This window comes from Pseudomonas sp. P1_A1, assembly GCF_056406935.1.
In genome coordinates this window covers 228,976-246,190 of sequence record NZ_JBFTZE010000005.1, presented here as the reverse complement: position 1 = coordinate 246,190, position 17,215 = coordinate 228,976, and the positions used below count along the sequence as shown (strand labels likewise).

The window sequence follows — 17,215 nt, the reverse complement described above, 5'->3', positions numbered from 1 at the left end:
ATGGGCTGGATACAACTCTATCGAGAAAAACGCGCGAAGCGGGCGATTCGCAAGTTGCCGAAGATCGAGCGGGGTATGGCGCGTTTCAAGCTGAGATACCCGGAGTACACTTTCGGTCGTGGCAGTTACGGCTTGCCGCACGTTTATGACTGGAAGGAAGGCTCGACACTGAGCATTGGCGCGTATTGCTCGATCGCTGAAGGCGTGCAGATTTTTCTCGGTGGGCATCACCGTACGGACTGGGTCACCACGTTTCCGTTCCCGGCAATGGTTGAACAGGCCTCGCATATCAGCGGTTACAGTGGCACCAACGGTGATGTGAACATCGGCAACGATGTGTGGCTGTGTTCCAACAGCACAATACTCTCGGGAGTAACGGTGGGAGATGGCGCAATCGTCGCGGCGGGTGCACTGGTGACTCGCGATGTCGAGCCCTACGCGGTGGTCGGTGGTAATCCGGCGCGCTTCCTGCGTTGGCGTTTCCCCGAGGAACAGCGTTTGCTGCTCCTCCAGAGTGCCTGGTGGGACTGGCCGGAGGCCGAGTTGCACGGCCTGGCCGACAAGCTCTGCAGCGATGATATCGAAGGCTTTCTTGCGTATGCCCGTCAGCGACAGCCCCGGTGATTGCTCAACGTTGTGGAGCGACCTTCTGTAGGAGTTTTTTCTGACCTTCCCTGTGCTGGCACAGCCACTGCAGGGTTTTCTTGCCTGCATCGATGCCTGGTTTCTCGATGTACAGGAATGTCAGGCTGCTGATGATGATCAGCAGGCCCGCAGTCACGATGGCCAGCAGGTAGGCCGCCAGCGCAATGAACGGGTTGGTTTCAACCATTAATGAGCCCGGGCGGGATGACTCCAGGTCAGCACTTGCCTGTGTAGGTTATCCACTGCAGATTTCGACGCCATCACGGCGTATCCCTGAAGTAGCGCGTCAAAGTGATCTTCGAACAGCCAGCGTCGATCCACGGAGTAACGCTGCATATGGCGCAGATTGCGCTTGCGCAGGGACAGGCTCAGCGATGACGGATAGATGCGCATGTCCGCCAGATCGATCAGGCCGAACTCACCGTCATCCAGTACCAGTACATTGCCCAGGTGCAGTGACCGGAAATAGACACCTTGTTCATGCAGTTGCGCCATGAACTTGCCGAAACGCTCAACCAGCGCCTGACGCACCGCGGGCGCGGTGATGCCTTGAAGAACCTGACGCAAAGTGCTGCCCGGCAGCGGCGAATAGTGTACGGCACTGCTACCGTCCTCGAGTCGATACAGGTCCAGAATTTGCGGGGTCGGGATACCCAGGTTGCGCAATTGCTCGCTGTTGGCGGCAAACCGTTCGGAATAGGGGTTGAAGCTGCCCGAGGTGTACCAGCGGCGGCGGCGGAACAGCTTGAGGAAGCTGCCATCGACCAGGCGCAGGACTTTTGGCCCCAGCCCGTCTTCCTCGATCACCTGGGCACTGGCGGTCAACTGTTGCAGGGCGGTGGGTGTCAAGGTTCTGATCGGCATTGCCAATAGGCGCCTGGCCCGTTGGTTGATGCTTAATGCGGCGATCAGCGCCAGCGGAATCCACAGCAAAAACCAGTGCTCCTTGGGCCGGGAAATGATGCCACCGCCTTCGGTCAAGCCGGCGCCGATGCCGAATACCAGCCAGGTCGAGGCGATGATGAACAACGGTTGCAGGCGATACCGCCAGCTATTCAGCAAGCTCCGGACCTGGAAAAACAGCCACGGCAGCAAGCCGAAAATACCAACGTAATAGAGCACCCCCAAGGCGAAACTATGAGGCTCCTGCAAGGTGTAGCCGATACCGGGGTCGAGAGTCAGGGTGGCGTTGTAGCCATGACCGATCCACGGGTGCTCGGCAATTTTTTGCAGGGCCAGCTGCCAGATTTCAAAGCGATAGGAGTCGCCGCGCTCGACGATCATCTGCGAAAACAGTACGGCAACCGCTGCGCCACTGATCAACAGGGCACCCAGCAATACGAAAGAGCGACGGTTCCAGCTGATGAAACTCAGCCATAACGCAGCCAGTGTCAAAGCAACCAGCGGGGTTCTGGAGCCAGTGGCAATCACCGCGGCGAACATGATCGTCATCGCCGGGATGCTCAGCCAGAGCATCTGGCGACGCTTGCAGCTCATGCTCACGCTCAGCCAGTAGGCACAAAAAAAGCCGAATACGTGGGAGCTGAGCAGTGGGTTGTCGAATGCGCCACTCCCGATCAGGCGCATGCCCGGCTCGTAGAGGCGGGTAAACATGAACAGGTTGTAGGCCGACGCGATCAGCCCGACCATTGCGGCACTGAACAGCAGGGGCTGGATGATCTCGCTTCGGTAGCGCACCAGCAGGTGGCAGCCAACGAACAACAGCAGGGTGTGCAAAGAGGGTTTGAACTGACCGATGACGCTTTTCTCCATCGGCGGCCCCCAGCTCAGGCTGAGCAAGGCCCAGGCGGCGAACAACAGCGCCGCGACGAAGATCGGTTCGCGCAGCAACTCTTTGAGTTCGCGGGGGCGCAGGCAAAGGACAATAAGCGATGGAATGCTGAACAGGCCATAAAAAATCTTGTGATGCAGGCTGCGACCAGGCAGAAAGAACATTGCGCACAGCAGCAGGAAGTAGCCAAGTGGAAGAATCCAGAGGCAAATGAAATCGAAGACTCGATTGGATGTGTTGTTGAAGCCACTGAGTTGCATGCTGAGAGATTCAATCCTGAAGTTGATCGGCCATTCGGGGTGATGGCTATTTGATGCTGAATATGACGCTTAACAATAACAGCCTTTATGCGATTGCCAGAACCCAGAAGAAGCTGTGCTAAAGTCAGCGTCCTTTTTATCGACATTCGCGTGATATGACCGACTCCAGTCTCTCCGCAAGCCCATCGAGCTTGAAAATCTACTTCCGCCTGCTCAGCTATGTCCGGCCGTACATCAGCCTGTTCCTGATCAGCATTGTCGGTTTTCTGATTTTCGCTTCGACTCAGCCAATGCTCGGGTACATCCTCAAGTATTTCGTCGACGGCCTGTCCAACCCCGAAGCGGCGCTGTTTCCAACCGTACCGTACCTGCGTGATCTGCAACTGCTGCAGGCCGTGCCTTTGCTGATCATCCTGATTGCAGCGTGGCAGGGGCTCGGATCTTATCTGGGCAACTACTTTCTGGCCAAAGTTTCCCTCGGGCTGGTCCACGACTTGCGTGTGCAGTTGTTCAACAACCTGCTGGTCTTGCCCAACCGTTATTTCGACAAGCATAACTCGGGTCATCTGATTTCGCGCATCACCTTCAACGTAACCATGGTCACGGGGGCGGCTACAGATGCGATCAAGGTCGTAATCCGTGAAGGCATGACGGTGGTGTTCCTGTTCGTCTCGCTGCTGTTCATGAACTGGCGCCTGACGTTGGTCATGGTTGCGATCCTGCCGTTGATCGCCTTGATGGTGCGCACCGCCAGCAAGAAATTCCGTAAACAGAGCAAGAAGATCCAGGCTGCAATGGGGGACGTGACCCACGTGGCCTCGGAAACGATCCAGGGCTATCGCGTGGTGCGCAGTTTCGGCGGCGAAGTCTATGAAGAAAGGCGTTTCTTCAATGCCAGCCAAGGCAACACCGACAAGCAATTGCGCATGACTCGCACTGGCGCCATCTATACGCCGCTGCTGCAACTGGTGATCTACACCGCCATGGCGGTGCTGATGTTCCTGGTGTTGTTCCTGCGCGGAGATGCGTCCGCCGGTGACATGGTGGCCTACATCACTCTGGCGGGCCTGCTGCCGAAGCCGATCCGCCAATTGTCCGAAGTCAGCTCGACCATCCAGAAAGGTGTGGCCGGCGCCGAGAGTATTTTCGAGCAACTGGACGTCGAACCCGAAGTCGATACCGGCACCATCGAGCGCGATGTCGTCAGCGGTCGTCTGGACGTGCGTCACTTGAGCTTCACTTACCCAGGCACCGATCGCCAGGTACTCGATGACATCAGTTTCTCGGTCGAGCCGGGGCAAATGGTGGCATTGGTGGGGCGTTCGGGCAGCGGCAAGTCGACATTGGCGAACCTGATTCCGCGCTTCTATCATCACGACAAGGGCGAGATCCTGATCGATGGCGTTGAAGTGGAACAGTACAAACTGCTGAACCTGCGCAGGCACATCGCCCAGGTGACCCAGCATGTGACGCTGTTCAGCGACACCGTGGCCAACAACATTGCGTATGGCGATCTGGCTGGGGCTCCCCGCGAAGACATCGAGAAAGCGGCAAGAGACGCCTACGCGATGGACTTCATTGCGCAGTTGCCCGAAGGCCTGGACACCCAGGTCGGCGAGAACGGCGTGTTGCTGTCCGGCGGTCAACGTCAGCGTCTGGCAATTGCCCGGGCCCTGCTGAAGAATGCACCGTTGCTGATTCTCGACGAAGCCACTTCGGCCCTCGATACCGAATCCGAGCGGCATATTCAGGCTGCGCTGGATCAGGTCATGAAAGGTCGCACGACGCTGGTCATCGCTCACCGGTTGTCGACCATTGAGAAGGCTGACCTGATTCTGGTGATGGATCAGGGCCGGATCGTCGAGCGCGGCACCCATGCCGAGCTTCTGGCGCAGAATGGCTACTACGCCCGCCTGAACGCCATGGGCCTCGACGCCCCGGCTGAAGACATCGCCTGACTCGATGCAAGGGTGAGCCCTGCTCACCCTTGCGTTCACCGGCGTGCAACGCGTCCGGTGGATTGTATCCAGACCTTTACGCTTCTTGACCAAACCGGAATAAATCTCGGCAACGCGCTTGTTAAGGTTCCTGAACGAACTTTGCCTTCAATCGAGGGGGGCCAACCCTTTCGCGCGGGTACTGCCATGTTGCAACGTTATCTCTGGAAGCTCTTGCCGAAGCCGCAGCGGGATTTTCGCCTGATATGCGAACAGGTAGGCCACTCGGCAGTGTTACCCCCCGTCAACGGCTCGCAACAGCGGCGTCCGATACTTGCCCGTGACTTCTGCTCGGTGTGTACCCGTCGGCTGGTGCGACGGGTGTACCAGCGCGATTACGAAATGCTCGGTTATGAATGAGGCCCTGTCGATGCCGATTCCCGAGATCAGGCGTTGCAACTCAACCAGCACGGGCTGCACACGTTCCAGCTCGATGGCGACAACCTGCGCAATGGCCGTTGACGGCGGAATGCGAGATCGACACCCAGGCGCTGCAACTTGAGGACGCTTGCCGTCGTTTATCGCAATTTCTGCTCAATAAATGAACAGAACCCCCTGCTGATTCATCAGGTTGCAGCCGTCCCACAAGCCAGCGCCAACCCTGTGTTAATATCGCGCCCCTGTTCATTTTGTATGTGGGTTGCTCCATGAAGTTGTCCATGCCGCGATTCAATCAAGCCCCTGTCTTGGTGGTCGGCGATGTCATGCTCGACCGTTACTGGCATGGTGGTACCTCACGGATCTCTCCTGAGGCGCCGGTACCGGTCGTCAAGGTCGAGCACATCGAGGACCGTCCGGGCGGTGCTGCCAACGTTGCCTTGAACATTGCCGCGCTCGGTGCACCGGCCTCGCTGGTCGGCGTGACTGGCGACGACGAAGCCGCCGACAGCCTGGTCAATAGCCTCAAGGGCGCCGGCGTGCGGGCGTTGTTCCAGCGCATTGCGCACCAGCCGACCATCGTCAAGCTGCGGGTCATGAGCCGTCACCAGCAATTGCTGCGTATCGACTTCGAAGAACCTTTCGCAACTGACGCCCTGGCGCTGGGCGAGCAAGTCGACGAATTGCTCGAAGGCATCAAGGTGCTGGTGTTGTCCGACTACGGCAAAGGCGCGCTGAAAAACCATCAGGTGCTGATCCAGGCCGCCCGTGCCCGTGGCATTCCGGTGCTGGCCGATCCCAAGGGCAAGGATTTCTCGATCTACCGTGGCGCGAGCCTGATCACCCCGAACCTCAGCGAGTTCGAAACCATCGTCGGCGGTTGCGCCGATGAGCACGAACTGGTGAGCAAGGGCGCGCAGTTGATGCACGACCTCGACCTCGGCGCCTTGCTGGTAACCCGTGGCGAGCACGGCATGACCTTGCTGCGCCCGGATCATCCGGCGCTGCACCTGCCGGCCCGTGCCCGTGAAGTGTTCGACGTGACTGGCGCCGGCGACACGGTGATTTCTACCCTGGCGGCGGCGATCGCCGCTGGCGAAGAGCTGCCCCACGCGGTGGCCCTGGCCAACCTGGCGGCGGGCATCGTGGTCGGCAAGCTCGGTACCGCGGCCATCAGCGCACCGGAACTGCGTCGCGCGATTCAGCGCGAGGAAGGCTCCGAGCGCGGTGTGCTGGGCCTCGAGCAGTTGCTGCTGGCGGTCGATGACGCGCGGGCACACAAAGAGAAGATCGTGTTCACCAACGGCTGCTTCGACATCCTGCATGCCGGCCACGTGACTTACCTCGAACAGGCGCGCGCCCAAGGTGATCGCCTGATCGTGGCGGTCAATGACGATGCGTCGGTGAGCCGCTTGAAGGGGCCGGGTCGTCCGATCAACAGCGTCGATCGTCGCATGGCGGTGTTGGCGGGTCTTGGCGCAGTGGATTGGGTGATCAGCTTCGCTGAAGGCACCCCGGAAAACCTGCTGCGCGAGGTCAAGCCCGACGTACTGGTCAAGGGCGGTGATTATGGGATCGACCAAGTGGTTGGCGCGGACATCGTCAACGCTTACGGCGGGACGGTGAAAGTACTGGGGCTGGTGGAAAATAGCTCGACCACCGCAATCGTCGAGAAGATACGCAGCCGTTGAGGTGGACGTCTCTCGTTTTGTAATGTACGTGAACGGTCTTACCGTGGAGGTATAACCGTTTCCGTCGACGTTGGCCGGTACGAATCCGCGCTTACCTGCTGTTGTCTTGTGGTAATTATTTTATGAAAGTCATGCTCCTGGTGATGGACGAGCAGCGCGTCATATTGGACCGTCTGTATGAAATCGTGCAGCAGAACTGCACCGATTGCGTTGTCTATCGCCTAAGCAAGCTGCAACAGATGAATCTCGGTTCGTTTCTCGCTTCGGTCAATTATCAGAACTTTCACCGGGTCGTGATTTTCTCCAGAGTCAAGCGCCTCGCGCCACAGGTCAGTGTTCTAAAGTGTATTCCCGGGCTGATTTTTCTCGAGCATGACGCCTATCAGAACTACATGCCCGACAGTAAGTACCGGAGGGTTTATTCGCGCCTGTATCGCCGTCTCCCAAGCTCTCGTGTGCTGGTATCTGGCGCTGTTGTTGCGCGTAGGATGCAAGCTGAAAATATTGATGCAGTGTTCGTTTCAAAAGGATATGACGAACAGATGCTGCATAACATGGACGGTGTTCGAGACATTCCGATCGGTTTTCTGGGCAGTCTGAAAAGTACCGAATATGCGCAGCGCAAGGCAGTCCTTGAATCGCTGGCTCGGCGTACCGGCATGTTGGTAACCCGGACCCAGTCAGGCGCTGAATATCTGGAAACACTCAATCGCATCAAGATTTTTGTCAGTGCCGATATAGGCATGGGCGAATTCATGATCAAGAACTTTGAAGCCATGGCCTGTGGCTGCGTATTGCTGGCCTGGAGTCAGGGTGAAGAAGATCGGTTGTTGGGTTTTCAGGATATGCACAACACCGTGTTCTATCGCTCCGAAGAGGAGGCACTGGAAAAACTCAAGCTGTTGGAGAGTGACCCTGCGTTAGCGGCTCGTATCGCCAGTAACGGGCAGGCGTTCGCTGAGAGTCAGTATTCCTTTGCACGCGTAGGACGTACCCTCGCTGTTGAAATCCAGCGTGAAATGCGTCCTTGGCGACCGCCATCGGCATTCACTCGCCTGTGGGTCAAGTTACGTCATGGGATGAAGGTTCCGGAGTAGCTCATGGAATGTCAAAAGCCTCAAACCGGTGAAAAAGTAGCGCTGGATGCGATGCCTGGGGGCCACCAGTCCGTTATGAATGGACTGCCGGAGGAGCTGAAGGAGTGCTTGCGCATGGCTTCTCGTGTTGTGCTTATAGCCAATAATCCGGCTATTACGCCGGCCGACTTCCAGGCGCTGAATATTGGCATTGATGACGTCGTGGTCAGCTTCAACACCTGTGTTAAATCGGTATTGCTTTGCCCGCAGAGCGTCAATGTATTCGTGCATGGCTTCAATGCGCCAGACGCTTACTTCTTCGGTCTTCCCTATGGATCTGAAGTGCAGCGACTTTTCGAACACGCTGGCGAGCGTTGTTTCACAATGCTGGTGGGATGTACGGAGCCAATGTGCCCTTTGCCGCGAGTGGCGCTTTTTTGGGAGCGTATTCCGTTACCGGCACTGTGGAACTATCCGGTCGACCGACCAGGAGGCAAGCGTTATGTTGGACCTTCCACCGGCTTTAATGCGCTAGTGTTGTTCGATTGGCTGCGCAGTCACACTGGTTATACCTACCAACTGATGACATTGGGTTTTTCCAACGAGGCAGGAAAGCTCTGGGGCGGGCATGCCTGGGACTATGAGCGAGACTGGTTGCAAAAGTCGGACGTCATCGTCGTGCCTCTGCAGCGTCGTAGTTGGTGGCAAGTATTGCTTCGTCGCAAATGAATGATTGTTGGTAACCGGTCACCAGCAGGGCGCCGAAAAGCGGGCTCGTTTTCTTTCAGGGGTGTTGTCGAGTGTTAAATGTTGCGGTGGCTTTTTTTGGTATTCCAAGAAATTCGGAAATCTGCTTTCCCTCCATTCAAGAAAACGTTCTTGCGCAGTTGCCCCCGAACAGCAACGTAAAATGCTTTTATCATCTGTATAAAGTCGACGAAGTCCAGAACGCGCGCTCAGGCGAAAGGGGGGAGCTGAAGGCGGATAACTATAAGGCCTTCGAGGTTATGACGGGCCAGCTCACTTCAACGGAAGGTGTTCTTGAGCGTTGGAACTTTGAACAAGTCAAGGCACTCGGCGATACCTGGGCTGACGAGTACGCTTCACTTCGGAACCTGATCTATCAGCTGAATTCGCTGCACACAGTCACCGCCATGATGGAGTCCTTCAATCCTGATTTCGTTGTATTCGTTCGGCCGGATAATTTCTATCACACACCGCTTCCCGCCTATGTGTTCGATCACCCTGAAGCCAGGCGACTGAATAGCTATATCCCTGATTGGCAGTGGTGGGGGGGGCTGAACGATCGTTTTGCCATTTGTGGGCGTGATACCTATATGGCTTATGGGAAAAGGATTGAGCACATCTTCGACTTCTGCAAGGCGACAGGAAGGAAGTTACATTCCGAACGACTGCTCAAATACGTACTGCAACAGGCAGGAGCCCGGATCTGCACCATGGATACCAAGGCTTCCCGTGTTCGTATCACCGGTGCATTTGCTGATGAATCGTTCTCCCCCAAGCGCGGCATGGGCAAGCGGGAGAATCGCTACTTTCATTTGTTTGCGCAGTTCCGCACGTTCATGGACAAGCAACGATCAAGCTAGGGGCAAGCAATTATTTACTCAGTGTTCCCCGCACCAGCTTCACCAGTCGGAGAGCCTTCACGCTAAGTTGCTTCAACCCTTGTCGCTGAGCTTTCGGTACCCCCAGCCCTTGTTGTGCTATCCAGTCCTTCCAGCGAATACGTTCTTCACGGACCACCCAACCTTGTTGGATAGCGAAGCTCTCCGCCAGGTACAGTCCACGGGTACTGGCCGGTAACAGCTTATCGCGCTTGAGCGTATACAACTCGGGGAGGGGCACCCCATCTTCAAGTGGCATCAGGTACAAATCGGGACGTTTGCGATCGAGCCGGGCCACCAGTTGATCGCCCTCCAGACGCTCGTCGACATGGAACAGGCTCAGGGATTTGGCTTCCTTGGGCACGTCCAGGCGCAAATCGTAGATCAATTGCAGCGAGGCTGTCGGCAAGTGCACGTAGGCCCGGGGACGTTCGATCAGCGGCATGTTCGCGCAGCGCACCGGCCGCGCCGAACCGGAGAGTGGTGTCAGGCGAAACGGCAGGGCTTCGCGGTAATGCAGGGCTGCCGAGTAGGGCGCTGGCAGCCAGGTTTCGTTGAAGCGCCCGCTGAGCCAGCCCTCCGGGGTTTCCAGCAGGCACTCTTCGGCAATTTCCTGGGTCGCCGTGTGCAGCGGCAGGTTCAGCTCATGGGCCGGCACGTAGCCGGAGATCAGCTTGAGCACCACGTCGCCGCGATCCTGCCGACGCTGACGCACCAACACCCAGTAGTCGCGATTCTGCCAATGCAGGGTCAGGCGCACCGAAACCCCGAGGTTCGCCAGCTCCAGGGCAAACCGCTCGCTGTCGGCCACCGTCACCGGACGGCGGCGTTGCAGGGTCTGGGAAAAATTCAACGGCATCCCGACGCTCTGGTAACTCAAACCTTCAGGCGTGGCTTCGACGAACAGCGGCAGGGTCTTGAAGTTGCTCGGGTTCTTTCTGATCAGCGTACGCGGCATGTCGGCTCCTGCTTAAGGCCGCGTGGGCGGCATCAATGGCTACGAAGGACCTGGACAACGGTCGCGACGTTATGGGCGAGGTGCAGCGGATTGATGGTCCCGACAATAGCACTGGCCACCCCCGGGTGTTCAAACAACAATTCGAAGCTGGCACGCACCGGATCAACGCCCGGGCTCAGGCACACATGGCCGCTGGCCAGGGCCTTTTTGACCAGGATCGCTTTGCTGTGAGCAGCAGCATAGTCAATGACTGGCTTCTCGTTCTGTTCGTTCAGATTGTAGGTGACCATTGCGCAATCACCTTGTTCCAGAGCCTTCAAACCGCCTTCGACGGTTTTGCCGGAAAAACCGAAACCGCGAATCTTGCCTTCGCGCTTGAGTTCGGCAAGGGTCGCATAGACCTCGCTGTCGTTGAGGATCGCCAGGTCGTTGCCGTCGGAATGCACCAGCACCAGATCGATAAAGTCCGTTTCCAGACGTTGCAGGCTGCGTTCCACCGAGAACCGGGTATGCGCGGCGCTGAAATCATGGCGGGACTGCCCGTCGGCGAACTCTTCACCGACCTTGCTGACGATTACCCAGTCCTGACGCTGCCCACGCAGCAACGGGCCGAGACGCTCTTCGCTGCGGCCATAGGCCGGGGCGGTGTCGATCAGGTTGATGCCCAGGTCGCGCGCGAGTTTGAGCAGCATGCGGGCTTCGTCGTCGCCGGGGATCTGAAAGCCGTTGGGGTATTTCACCCCTTGATCGCGGCCAAGTTTCACTGTGCCCAGGCCCAGGGGCGATACCAGCAGGCCGGTGCTGCCCAGCGGTCGATGCAGGTCATGCAGGGTCGGTTGGCTCATGGCAGCAGTTGCTCCCAGGCAGGGGCGCCTATCGGCGGTTTCGGCAGTTCCGGCAGCGGGGCCGGATGGCTCGGCTGAATACCGTCGCGTTGCAGTGTGGCGAAGACGCGGTCGGCGAAGTCCGGTGCCAGGGCCAGTTTTGTCGGCCAGCCCACCAGCAGACGATTCTGCTCGGCGAGGAAGGCGTTGTCCGGGCGGGTCAGGCCCGATTGCAGTGGCTCGGCGCGTTCGACCCGCAAGGTCGCCCACTGTGCGGTGCTCAGGTCGATCCACGGCAGAAGTTGGCCAAGTTCTTTCTGGGCGGCGGCAATTTGCGCGGCTGGCTCGCGGGCCACGCCTTCGGCTTCGGCGATGTCGCCTCCCACGTACCAGACCCACTGACCATCGGCGGCCGGGTGAGTGGTCACGGTGACGCGCGGCTTCGGCCCGCCGCCCAGGCAGTGGGCGTACAGCGGTTTGAGGCTCGGGCCTTTGACGATGATCATGTGCAGGGGGCGGCGCTGCATGGCTGGTTGGCTCAGGCCCAGCGCGGTCAGCAGGTCAGCGGTGCCGGCACCGGCACTGAGAACGATGCGCTGGGCGCGGATTTCGCGTTCGTCGACTTTCAAACCGACCAGTTCGCCATTCTCCAGCAGCGGTTCGATGTGTTGACCGGCCAGCAGACCGTCGCCAGCCAGGTCGGCCAGGCGCTGGATCAGGCTTGGCACGTCGACCACCAGTTCCGTCAGGCGATAGACCTTGCCCTTGAAGCGCTTGTCTTGCAGCGCCGGCGGCAATTGATCACCTTTGACCTGATCGACCCGCCCGCGCACGGCTTTGCTGGCGAAAAAGCTGGTGAGGTTGCCAGCGAGGGTGCCGGGGGACCAGAGGTAATGGGCATCGGACAATACGCGCACGCCGGACAGGTCCAGTTCGCCGTCACCGGCCAGTGCTTCACGCCAGCGACGCGGCATGTCGGCAATGGCTTCCGAGGCGCCGGTCAGGGCACCGTGCAACGCGTACTTGGCACCGCCGTGGATGATGCCCTGGGACTTCAGGCTTTGCCCGCCACCGAGACTGGCGCTTTCCACCAGCACGGTCGAGAAACCCTGGCGGCGCAGGCGTGCATTCAGCCAGAGGCCGGCGACACCAGCGCCGACAATCAGAACGTCGGTGGAAATAACGGATGGCATGCAGCGACCTCAGTGTTCAAGACGAGGGCGCAGTATACAGACTCGATGCGCAGGAGATTTGTTGGTGATCAATAGAGCGGATGCAAAACCTGTGGGAGCGGCGGTGCGGTGCTCCCACAGTAAATGGTGCTTCGGGTTTTAATGTCCCGCGGTCTTGGAGAACAGCTGAATAACCACGACGCCCAGCACAATCAACGCCATCCCCAGCATTGCCGGCACATCCAGTTTCTGCCCGTAGATAAACAGCGCCGCGACGCTGACCATCACGATGCCCATGCCGGCCCACACCGCGTAGGCCACGCCGACCGGAACGCTGCGCACCACCAGGGTCAGCATCCCGAAAGCAATGCCGTAACCGATGATGACCAGCAGCAGCGGCAGTGGCGTGCTGATACCCTTGACCGCTTTCATCGAAACGGTGGCGATCACTTCGGCGCAGATGGCGATGGCCAGGTAGTAGTAAGCGGTCATGGGTCAATCCTCGTATGAAGTGTTGCTTCTGAGGTCGGCATTCTAGAGATCCGCCAGATGCGGTAAAGTCATTACCTATCTGTTCTGAAGATGGGTTGAGCCATGAACATGCAATGGAGTCTGGAACAGCTGCACTTGTTTGTCAGTGTCGCGGAACAGCGTTCCTTTTCCGCGGTGGCGCGGGATCAGCGCAAGGCGCAGTCGGCGGTCAGCAGTTCGATTGCGCTGCTGGAAGAAGACCTGGGCGTCAGCCTGTTCGATCGCAGCAGTGGTCGCCAGCCGAAACTCACTGAAGCCGGCACCGCGCTGCTTGAAGAGGCGCGGGAAGTGCTGCGCCAATGTGAGCGCCTCAACGGCCGGGCACTAGCGATGATGCGCGGCCAGGAAGCGAGTTTGCGGGTGGCCCAGGACGAGGCAATGCCTTATCAGGCAGTGGTTGAAAGCTTCGAAGCCCTGGCCGAACAGTTTCCCAGCCTCGAAGTGCAACTGACCAGCGCTGCCCAGGGTGATGTCGCGCGCAAACTGGTGGAGCGTCGGGCCGACCTGGGCTTGCTGTTTTATCACGAGCAGATTCCCGAAGCCCTTGAGCGCCGAGTGCTGGGCAGCGTTGAAATGGTCACGGTGTGCGGCGTGGGGCATCCATTGGCGCAGCAGACGCAGGTCAATTGCCAGCAACTGGCGCAGCATCGACAGCTGCTGATGTCCACGCAATCCAGCGTCTATCCCGGCAGTGAGCCGGCCAGCCCGCAGGTCTGGCGTGCCGACAGCTTCTACGTGATGGCCGAATGGGTGATGCGCGGCCTCGGCTGGGCCTGGTTGCCGCGCCATGTGGTGCAGTACCCGGCGTATCAGAATCTGATGGTCGAACTGACCAGCGAATGGACACCGCCGGCATTGATTGTGGAGCTGGTCTGGCGCCGCGACGAGCCCCTCGGCCCGGCAGCCCGTTGGCTGGCGGAACGTTTTGCCGTGCACTTGCAGGCGATCGGCTAAAAAACCGATAAACTCCGCCGCCATGAATAGAACTCTCTACACCGCGCTGTTTTACCTGGGGCTGCCATTGGTAGCGATTCGGCTCTGGCTGCGGGCGCGCAAGGCGCCGGCGTATGCCAAACGCATTGGCGAGCGTTTCTCCCTCGCGCTACCGGCGATGAAACCGGACGGCCTCTGGGTGCACGCGGTGTCGGTGGGCGAAAGCATCGCCGCGGCGCCGATGATCCGTGCCTTGCTGCAGCGATATCCGACGCTGCCGATCACCGTCACCTGCATGACCCCGACCGGGTCTGAGCGGATCCAGGCGCTGTTTGCCAACGAGCCGCGCATTCAGCACTGCTATTTGCCTTATGACTTGCCTTGCGCTGCGGCGCGATTCCTTGATCGGGCCCGGCCGAAACTGGCAGTGATCATGGAAACCGAGCTCTGGCCCAACCATATCCATCAGTGCGCCAAACGTGGAATTCCCGTGGCCCTGGCCAATGCGCGACTGTCTGAGCGCTCGGCCAAAGGCTATGGCCGCTTCCATAAACTGACCCGGCCGATGCTCGCCGAGATGAGCCTGTTCGCGGTGCAGACCGAAGCCGAAGCGCAGCGTTTCCGCGATTTGGGCGCGCGCCCGGAAACGGTCGAAGTGACCGGTTCGATCAAGTTCGACCTGACCATCGACCCGCAATTGCTGCAGCGTGCTGCCGAATTGCGTGGACAATGGCAGGCGCAGGAGCGCCCGGTGTGGATCGCCGCGAGTACCCATGAAGGTGAAGACGAAGTGGTGCTCGATGCCCATCGTCGGCTGCTGGTCAATCATCCCGATGCCTTGCTGATTCTGGTACCGCGTCATCCGGAGCGCTTCAACCCGGTGTTTGAGTTGTGCCGGCAAAAAGGTTTCGCCACGGTGCGGCGTTCGACGGGCGAGCCGGTGACCGCGGACACTTCGGTGCTGCTGGGCGACACCATGGGCGAGTTGCTGTTTCTCTACGCCTTGGCCGACAGCGCTTTCGTCGGCGGCAGCCTGGTGCCCAATGGCGGCCATAACCTGCTGGAACCGGCGGCCCTGGCCAAACCGGTGCTCAGCGGGCCGCACCTGTTCAACTTCCTCGAAATCGCCGCGCAGTTGCGCAGCGCCGGCGCGTTGGTCGAGGTCGATGATGCCGAAGGTCTGGCGCTGGCGGTGCAGCGATTGTTCGAACTGCCGAGCGATGCACAGCGGATGGCGGAGGCGGGGCTGAAGGTGATGCGCACCAATCAGGGGGCGTTGCAGCGGTTGCTGGATGGATTGGGGCGGTTGATCGAGCGTTAGGGCGAGTTGCCTGAAACAAAAAGATCGTCCGAACGCGGCCCGAGCCTTCGGTAGCTCCTACAGGGTGTACATCAATCCCAATGTAGGAGCTGTCGAAGGCTCGGGCCGCGTTCGGACGATCTTTTGCTTTTTAAGGCCTGGCTTTCAACTGCTCCGCCGCAGCCTTCGCCAGATCCGGCGGCAGGAAGTCCTTGTCCGGGTTGTAGTCGGCTTTGAGATAACGCGTCAGGTCCTGCAAATCCCCCGGGTTCAAGGTGCCGGCGGCCTGCTTCAGGCGCAGGTTGTCGAGGATGTAGTCGTAGCGCGTGTTGTTGTAGTTGCGCACCGAGGTGTACAGCTGACGCTGGGCATCGAGCACGTCAACGATGTTGCGCGTTCCCACCTGATAACCGATTTCGGTCGCTTCCACCGCGCTCTGGTTGGAAATGATCGACTGCCGACGCGCCTGCACCTGCTCGACGTCGGTGTTGACGGCGCGGTGCAGGTTGCGGGTGTTTTCCACGACCTGGCGACGCAGCGATTCGCGTTGTTGCTCGGTCTGGTCCAGTCGAGAGTAAGACTCGCGCACCTGGGAGCTGGTGAGCCCGCCGCTGTAGATCGGGATGCTCAATTGCAGGCCGACGGTGCGTTGTTCCACATCGCCGCCGTAACGCACACCGGTCGCGCTCGGGTTGGTAAAGCCGAGGGCGTCGTTGTCACCTTTCTTGTATTGCGCGACCGCATCCAGGGTGGGTGCATGCCCGGCCTTGCGCTGCTTGAGGGTTTCTTCGGCGGCGCTCACCGCGTAGTTGCTGGCCAGCAGATTGAGGTTCTGCTTGGCGGCGGTGTCGACCCAGGCTTTGGCGTCGTTCGGCGCCGGCGGCAGGATCGGCAAGGTGTGGACGATGCCCTGAATCGAGTTGTACTGACGGTTAGTCAGGGTGATCAGTGCTTCGAACGCGTCATCCACCTGACGTTGAGCAAGAATCCGGTTGGCCCGCGCCGTGTCGTAACTGGCCTGGGATTGCAGCACATCGGTCTTGTCCGACAGGCCGACGTCGAAGCGCTCGTTGGACTGGTCGAGCTGGCGTTTGAACGCTGCTTCTTCGGCCTTGGTCGAGGCCAGATTGTCCTGGCTGCGCAGCACGTTGAAGTAGCTTTCGGCGCTTTGCAGGATCAGGTTCTGTTCGGTAGCCGAGAGTTGCAGGGCGGCTTGTTCATTGACGTCCTTGGCGGCCTGGAACTGGAACCAGCGGTCGGCGCGGAAAATCGGTTGCGACAGGGTCGCCTGATACACCGTGCCGCTTCGGGTCGAGGTCACCGATGGCTGATCGAGCGCGGTGCGGGTGTTGTTCATGTCGGCACCGGCCGACAAGTTAGGCAGCAGCCCGGCGCGGGCCTGGGGCACGACTTCCTTCTGGGCGCCATATTGGGCACGGGCGGCGGCGATATCGGCGTTGTTATCTACCGCTTCCTGATAGACGCTGACCAGGTCGGTCTTGGTCGATAAGGGCGCTTCTGCTGCCCAGGCCATTCCATTGGACGCACAAGACACGGCAAGGGCCAGTGAGAGTTTGCGCAGCATGAGGCCATCCCTAAAAATTACGCTGATAATTTGAACGCCAAGGCTACGGCGCGGCGCACTGCAGCGTCAAGGCAGAGCGTCAAGGCGCGGCACGGCGTAGCGAGTGTAGTTGCCCGCAGGCACGGCAACAATCCGCTGATTGCGCCATTCATCATGGTGTTTACCGTGGTGTTGGCGTTCTTTGCCGGTTATGTCTAGACTGGCCGGGTTCTTGTCGGGGTGCCTTGCTATGAGGCTGAGATCGAATAATTTCGGATCCCGTTGAACCTGATCAGGTTAGCGCCTGCGTAGGGAACAAGATTTCTCGTCACCCGGCGAGTCCTCTTGTGCTTCGTCCGGGATGTTGTTCGACAATCGAACACCCGAGCTCCGAGCACAGCACCAGCTGGATTTTCCAGCGTCCGTGCGTCCATTCGTTTACAGGTTCGCTCCGACAAAAATCCACTGC

General features: G+C 59.2%; 15 protein-coding genes, 1 pseudogene and 1 riboswitch. Of the genes and pseudogenes, 9 read left to right on the top strand and 7 right to left on the bottom strand.

Annotated elements, in window-relative coordinates; translation table 11 throughout:
- Complete coding sequence (locus tag AC1D2Q_RS10090; RefSeq protein WP_477813097.1) at window positions 1-624, top strand: CatB-related O-acetyltransferase; 624 nt, start codon at window positions 1-3, stop codon at window positions 622-624.
- Window positions 625-628: 4 nt separating this feature from the next.
- Here the strand turns inward: AC1D2Q_RS10090 and AC1D2Q_RS10085 are convergent, their stop codons facing one another.
- Window positions 629-832, bottom strand: coding sequence for a hypothetical protein (locus AC1D2Q_RS10085; RefSeq protein WP_477813096.1), 204 nt, complete (start codon window positions 830-832; stop codon window positions 629-631).
- Window positions 832-2,697 carry an O-antigen ligase family protein gene (locus tag AC1D2Q_RS10080; protein WP_477813095.1) on the bottom strand — a complete coding sequence of 622 codons (1,866 nt, stop codon included), beginning with the start codon at window positions 2,695-2,697 and terminating at the stop codon, window positions 832-834. The genes AC1D2Q_RS10085 and AC1D2Q_RS10080 overlap by 1 nt, the downstream gene beginning before the upstream one ends.
- 155 nt (window positions 2,698-2,852) lie before the next feature.
- On the opposite strand from AC1D2Q_RS10080, the gene msbA reads away from it, so the two are divergent.
- From msbA to AC1D2Q_RS10050, 6 genes and pseudogenes are all read left to right on the top strand, one after another.
- The gene (gene msbA / locus AC1D2Q_RS10075; RefSeq protein ID WP_477813094.1) at window positions 2,853-4,655 is read left to right on the top strand and encodes a lipid A export permease/ATP-binding protein MsbA; all 1,803 of its coding nucleotides are present in this window, start codon (window positions 2,853-2,855) and stop codon (window positions 4,653-4,655) included.
- Window positions 4,656-4,880: 225 nt separating this feature from the next.
- Window positions 4,881-5,054: pseudogene (locus tag AC1D2Q_RS10070) on the top strand (sulfotransferase family 2 domain-containing protein); the annotation flags it as partial.
- 287 nt (window positions 5,055-5,341) lie between these two features.
- Complete coding sequence (hldE, locus tag AC1D2Q_RS10065; protein WP_477813093.1) at window positions 5,342-6,763, top strand: bifunctional D-glycero-beta-D-manno-heptose-7-phosphate kinase/D-glycero-beta-D-manno-heptose 1-phosphate adenylyltransferase HldE; 1,422 nt, start codon at window positions 5,342-5,344, stop codon at window positions 6,761-6,763.
- Between the two features lie 122 nt (window positions 6,764-6,885).
- The gene (locus AC1D2Q_RS10060; RefSeq protein WP_477813092.1) at window positions 6,886-7,860 is read left to right on the top strand and encodes a glycosyltransferase; all 975 of its coding nucleotides are present in this window, start codon (window positions 6,886-6,888) and stop codon (window positions 7,858-7,860) included.
- A gap of 3 nt (window positions 7,861-7,863) precedes the next feature.
- Complete coding sequence (locus tag AC1D2Q_RS10055; RefSeq protein WP_477813091.1) at window positions 7,864-8,568, top strand: hypothetical protein; 705 nt, start codon at window positions 7,864-7,866, stop codon at window positions 8,566-8,568.
- A gap of 71 nt (window positions 8,569-8,639) precedes the next feature.
- Window positions 8,640-9,446: a hypothetical protein gene (locus AC1D2Q_RS10050; protein ID WP_477813090.1), complete on the top strand. Its 807-nt coding sequence runs from the start codon at window positions 8,640-8,642 to the stop codon at window positions 9,444-9,446.
- Window positions 9,447-9,456: 10 nt separating this feature from the next.
- Here the strand turns inward: AC1D2Q_RS10050 and AC1D2Q_RS10045 are convergent, their stop codons facing one another.
- The 4 genes from AC1D2Q_RS10045 to AC1D2Q_RS10030 form a co-directional block, all read right to left on the bottom strand.
- Window positions 9,457-10,422: a metal ABC transporter ATPase gene (locus AC1D2Q_RS10045; protein ID WP_258672159.1), complete on the bottom strand. Its 966-nt coding sequence runs from the start codon at window positions 10,420-10,422 to the stop codon at window positions 9,457-9,459.
- 32 nt (window positions 10,423-10,454) lie between these two features.
- A complete protein-coding gene (locus AC1D2Q_RS10040) occupies window positions 10,455-11,267 on the bottom strand; it encodes an aldo/keto reductase (RefSeq protein ID WP_477813089.1) in 813 nt (270 codons plus the stop codon).
- Complete coding sequence (locus tag AC1D2Q_RS10035) at window positions 11,264-12,439, bottom strand: NAD(P)/FAD-dependent oxidoreductase (protein ID WP_253417060.1); 1,176 nt, start codon at window positions 12,437-12,439, stop codon at window positions 11,264-11,266. The genes AC1D2Q_RS10040 and AC1D2Q_RS10035 overlap by 4 nt, the downstream gene beginning before the upstream one ends.
- Window positions 12,440-12,577: 138 nt before the next feature.
- Complete coding sequence (locus AC1D2Q_RS10030; RefSeq protein WP_477813088.1) at window positions 12,578-12,910, bottom strand: DMT family transporter; 333 nt, start codon at window positions 12,908-12,910, stop codon at window positions 12,578-12,580.
- A gap of 102 nt (window positions 12,911-13,012) precedes the next feature.
- Between AC1D2Q_RS10030 and AC1D2Q_RS10025 the strand changes: the two genes are divergently transcribed.
- Both AC1D2Q_RS10025 and waaA read left to right on the top strand, forming a co-directional pair.
- Entirely contained in the window at window positions 13,013-13,903 is an 891-nt protein-coding gene (locus AC1D2Q_RS10025) for a LysR family transcriptional regulator (protein ID WP_018928534.1), read from the top strand.
- 22 nt (window positions 13,904-13,925) lie between these two features.
- Window positions 13,926-15,203, top strand: a complete 1,278-nt coding sequence (waaA, locus tag AC1D2Q_RS10020) for a lipid IV(A) 3-deoxy-D-manno-octulosonic acid transferase (protein WP_477813087.1) — start codon at window positions 13,926-13,928, stop codon at window positions 15,201-15,203.
- A 130-nt stretch (window positions 15,204-15,333) separates the two neighbouring features.
- Here the strand turns inward: waaA and AC1D2Q_RS10015 are convergent, their stop codons facing one another.
- Window positions 15,334-16,767 (bottom strand): TolC family outer membrane protein, encoded by a 1,434-nt coding sequence (locus AC1D2Q_RS10015; RefSeq protein WP_477813086.1) that lies wholly within the window; start codon window positions 16,765-16,767, stop codon window positions 15,334-15,336.
- Window positions 16,768-16,972: 205 nt separating this feature from the next.
- A riboswitch (TPP riboswitch) is annotated at window positions 16,973-17,078 on the top strand.
- Window positions 17,079-17,215 lie beyond the last annotated feature (137 nt).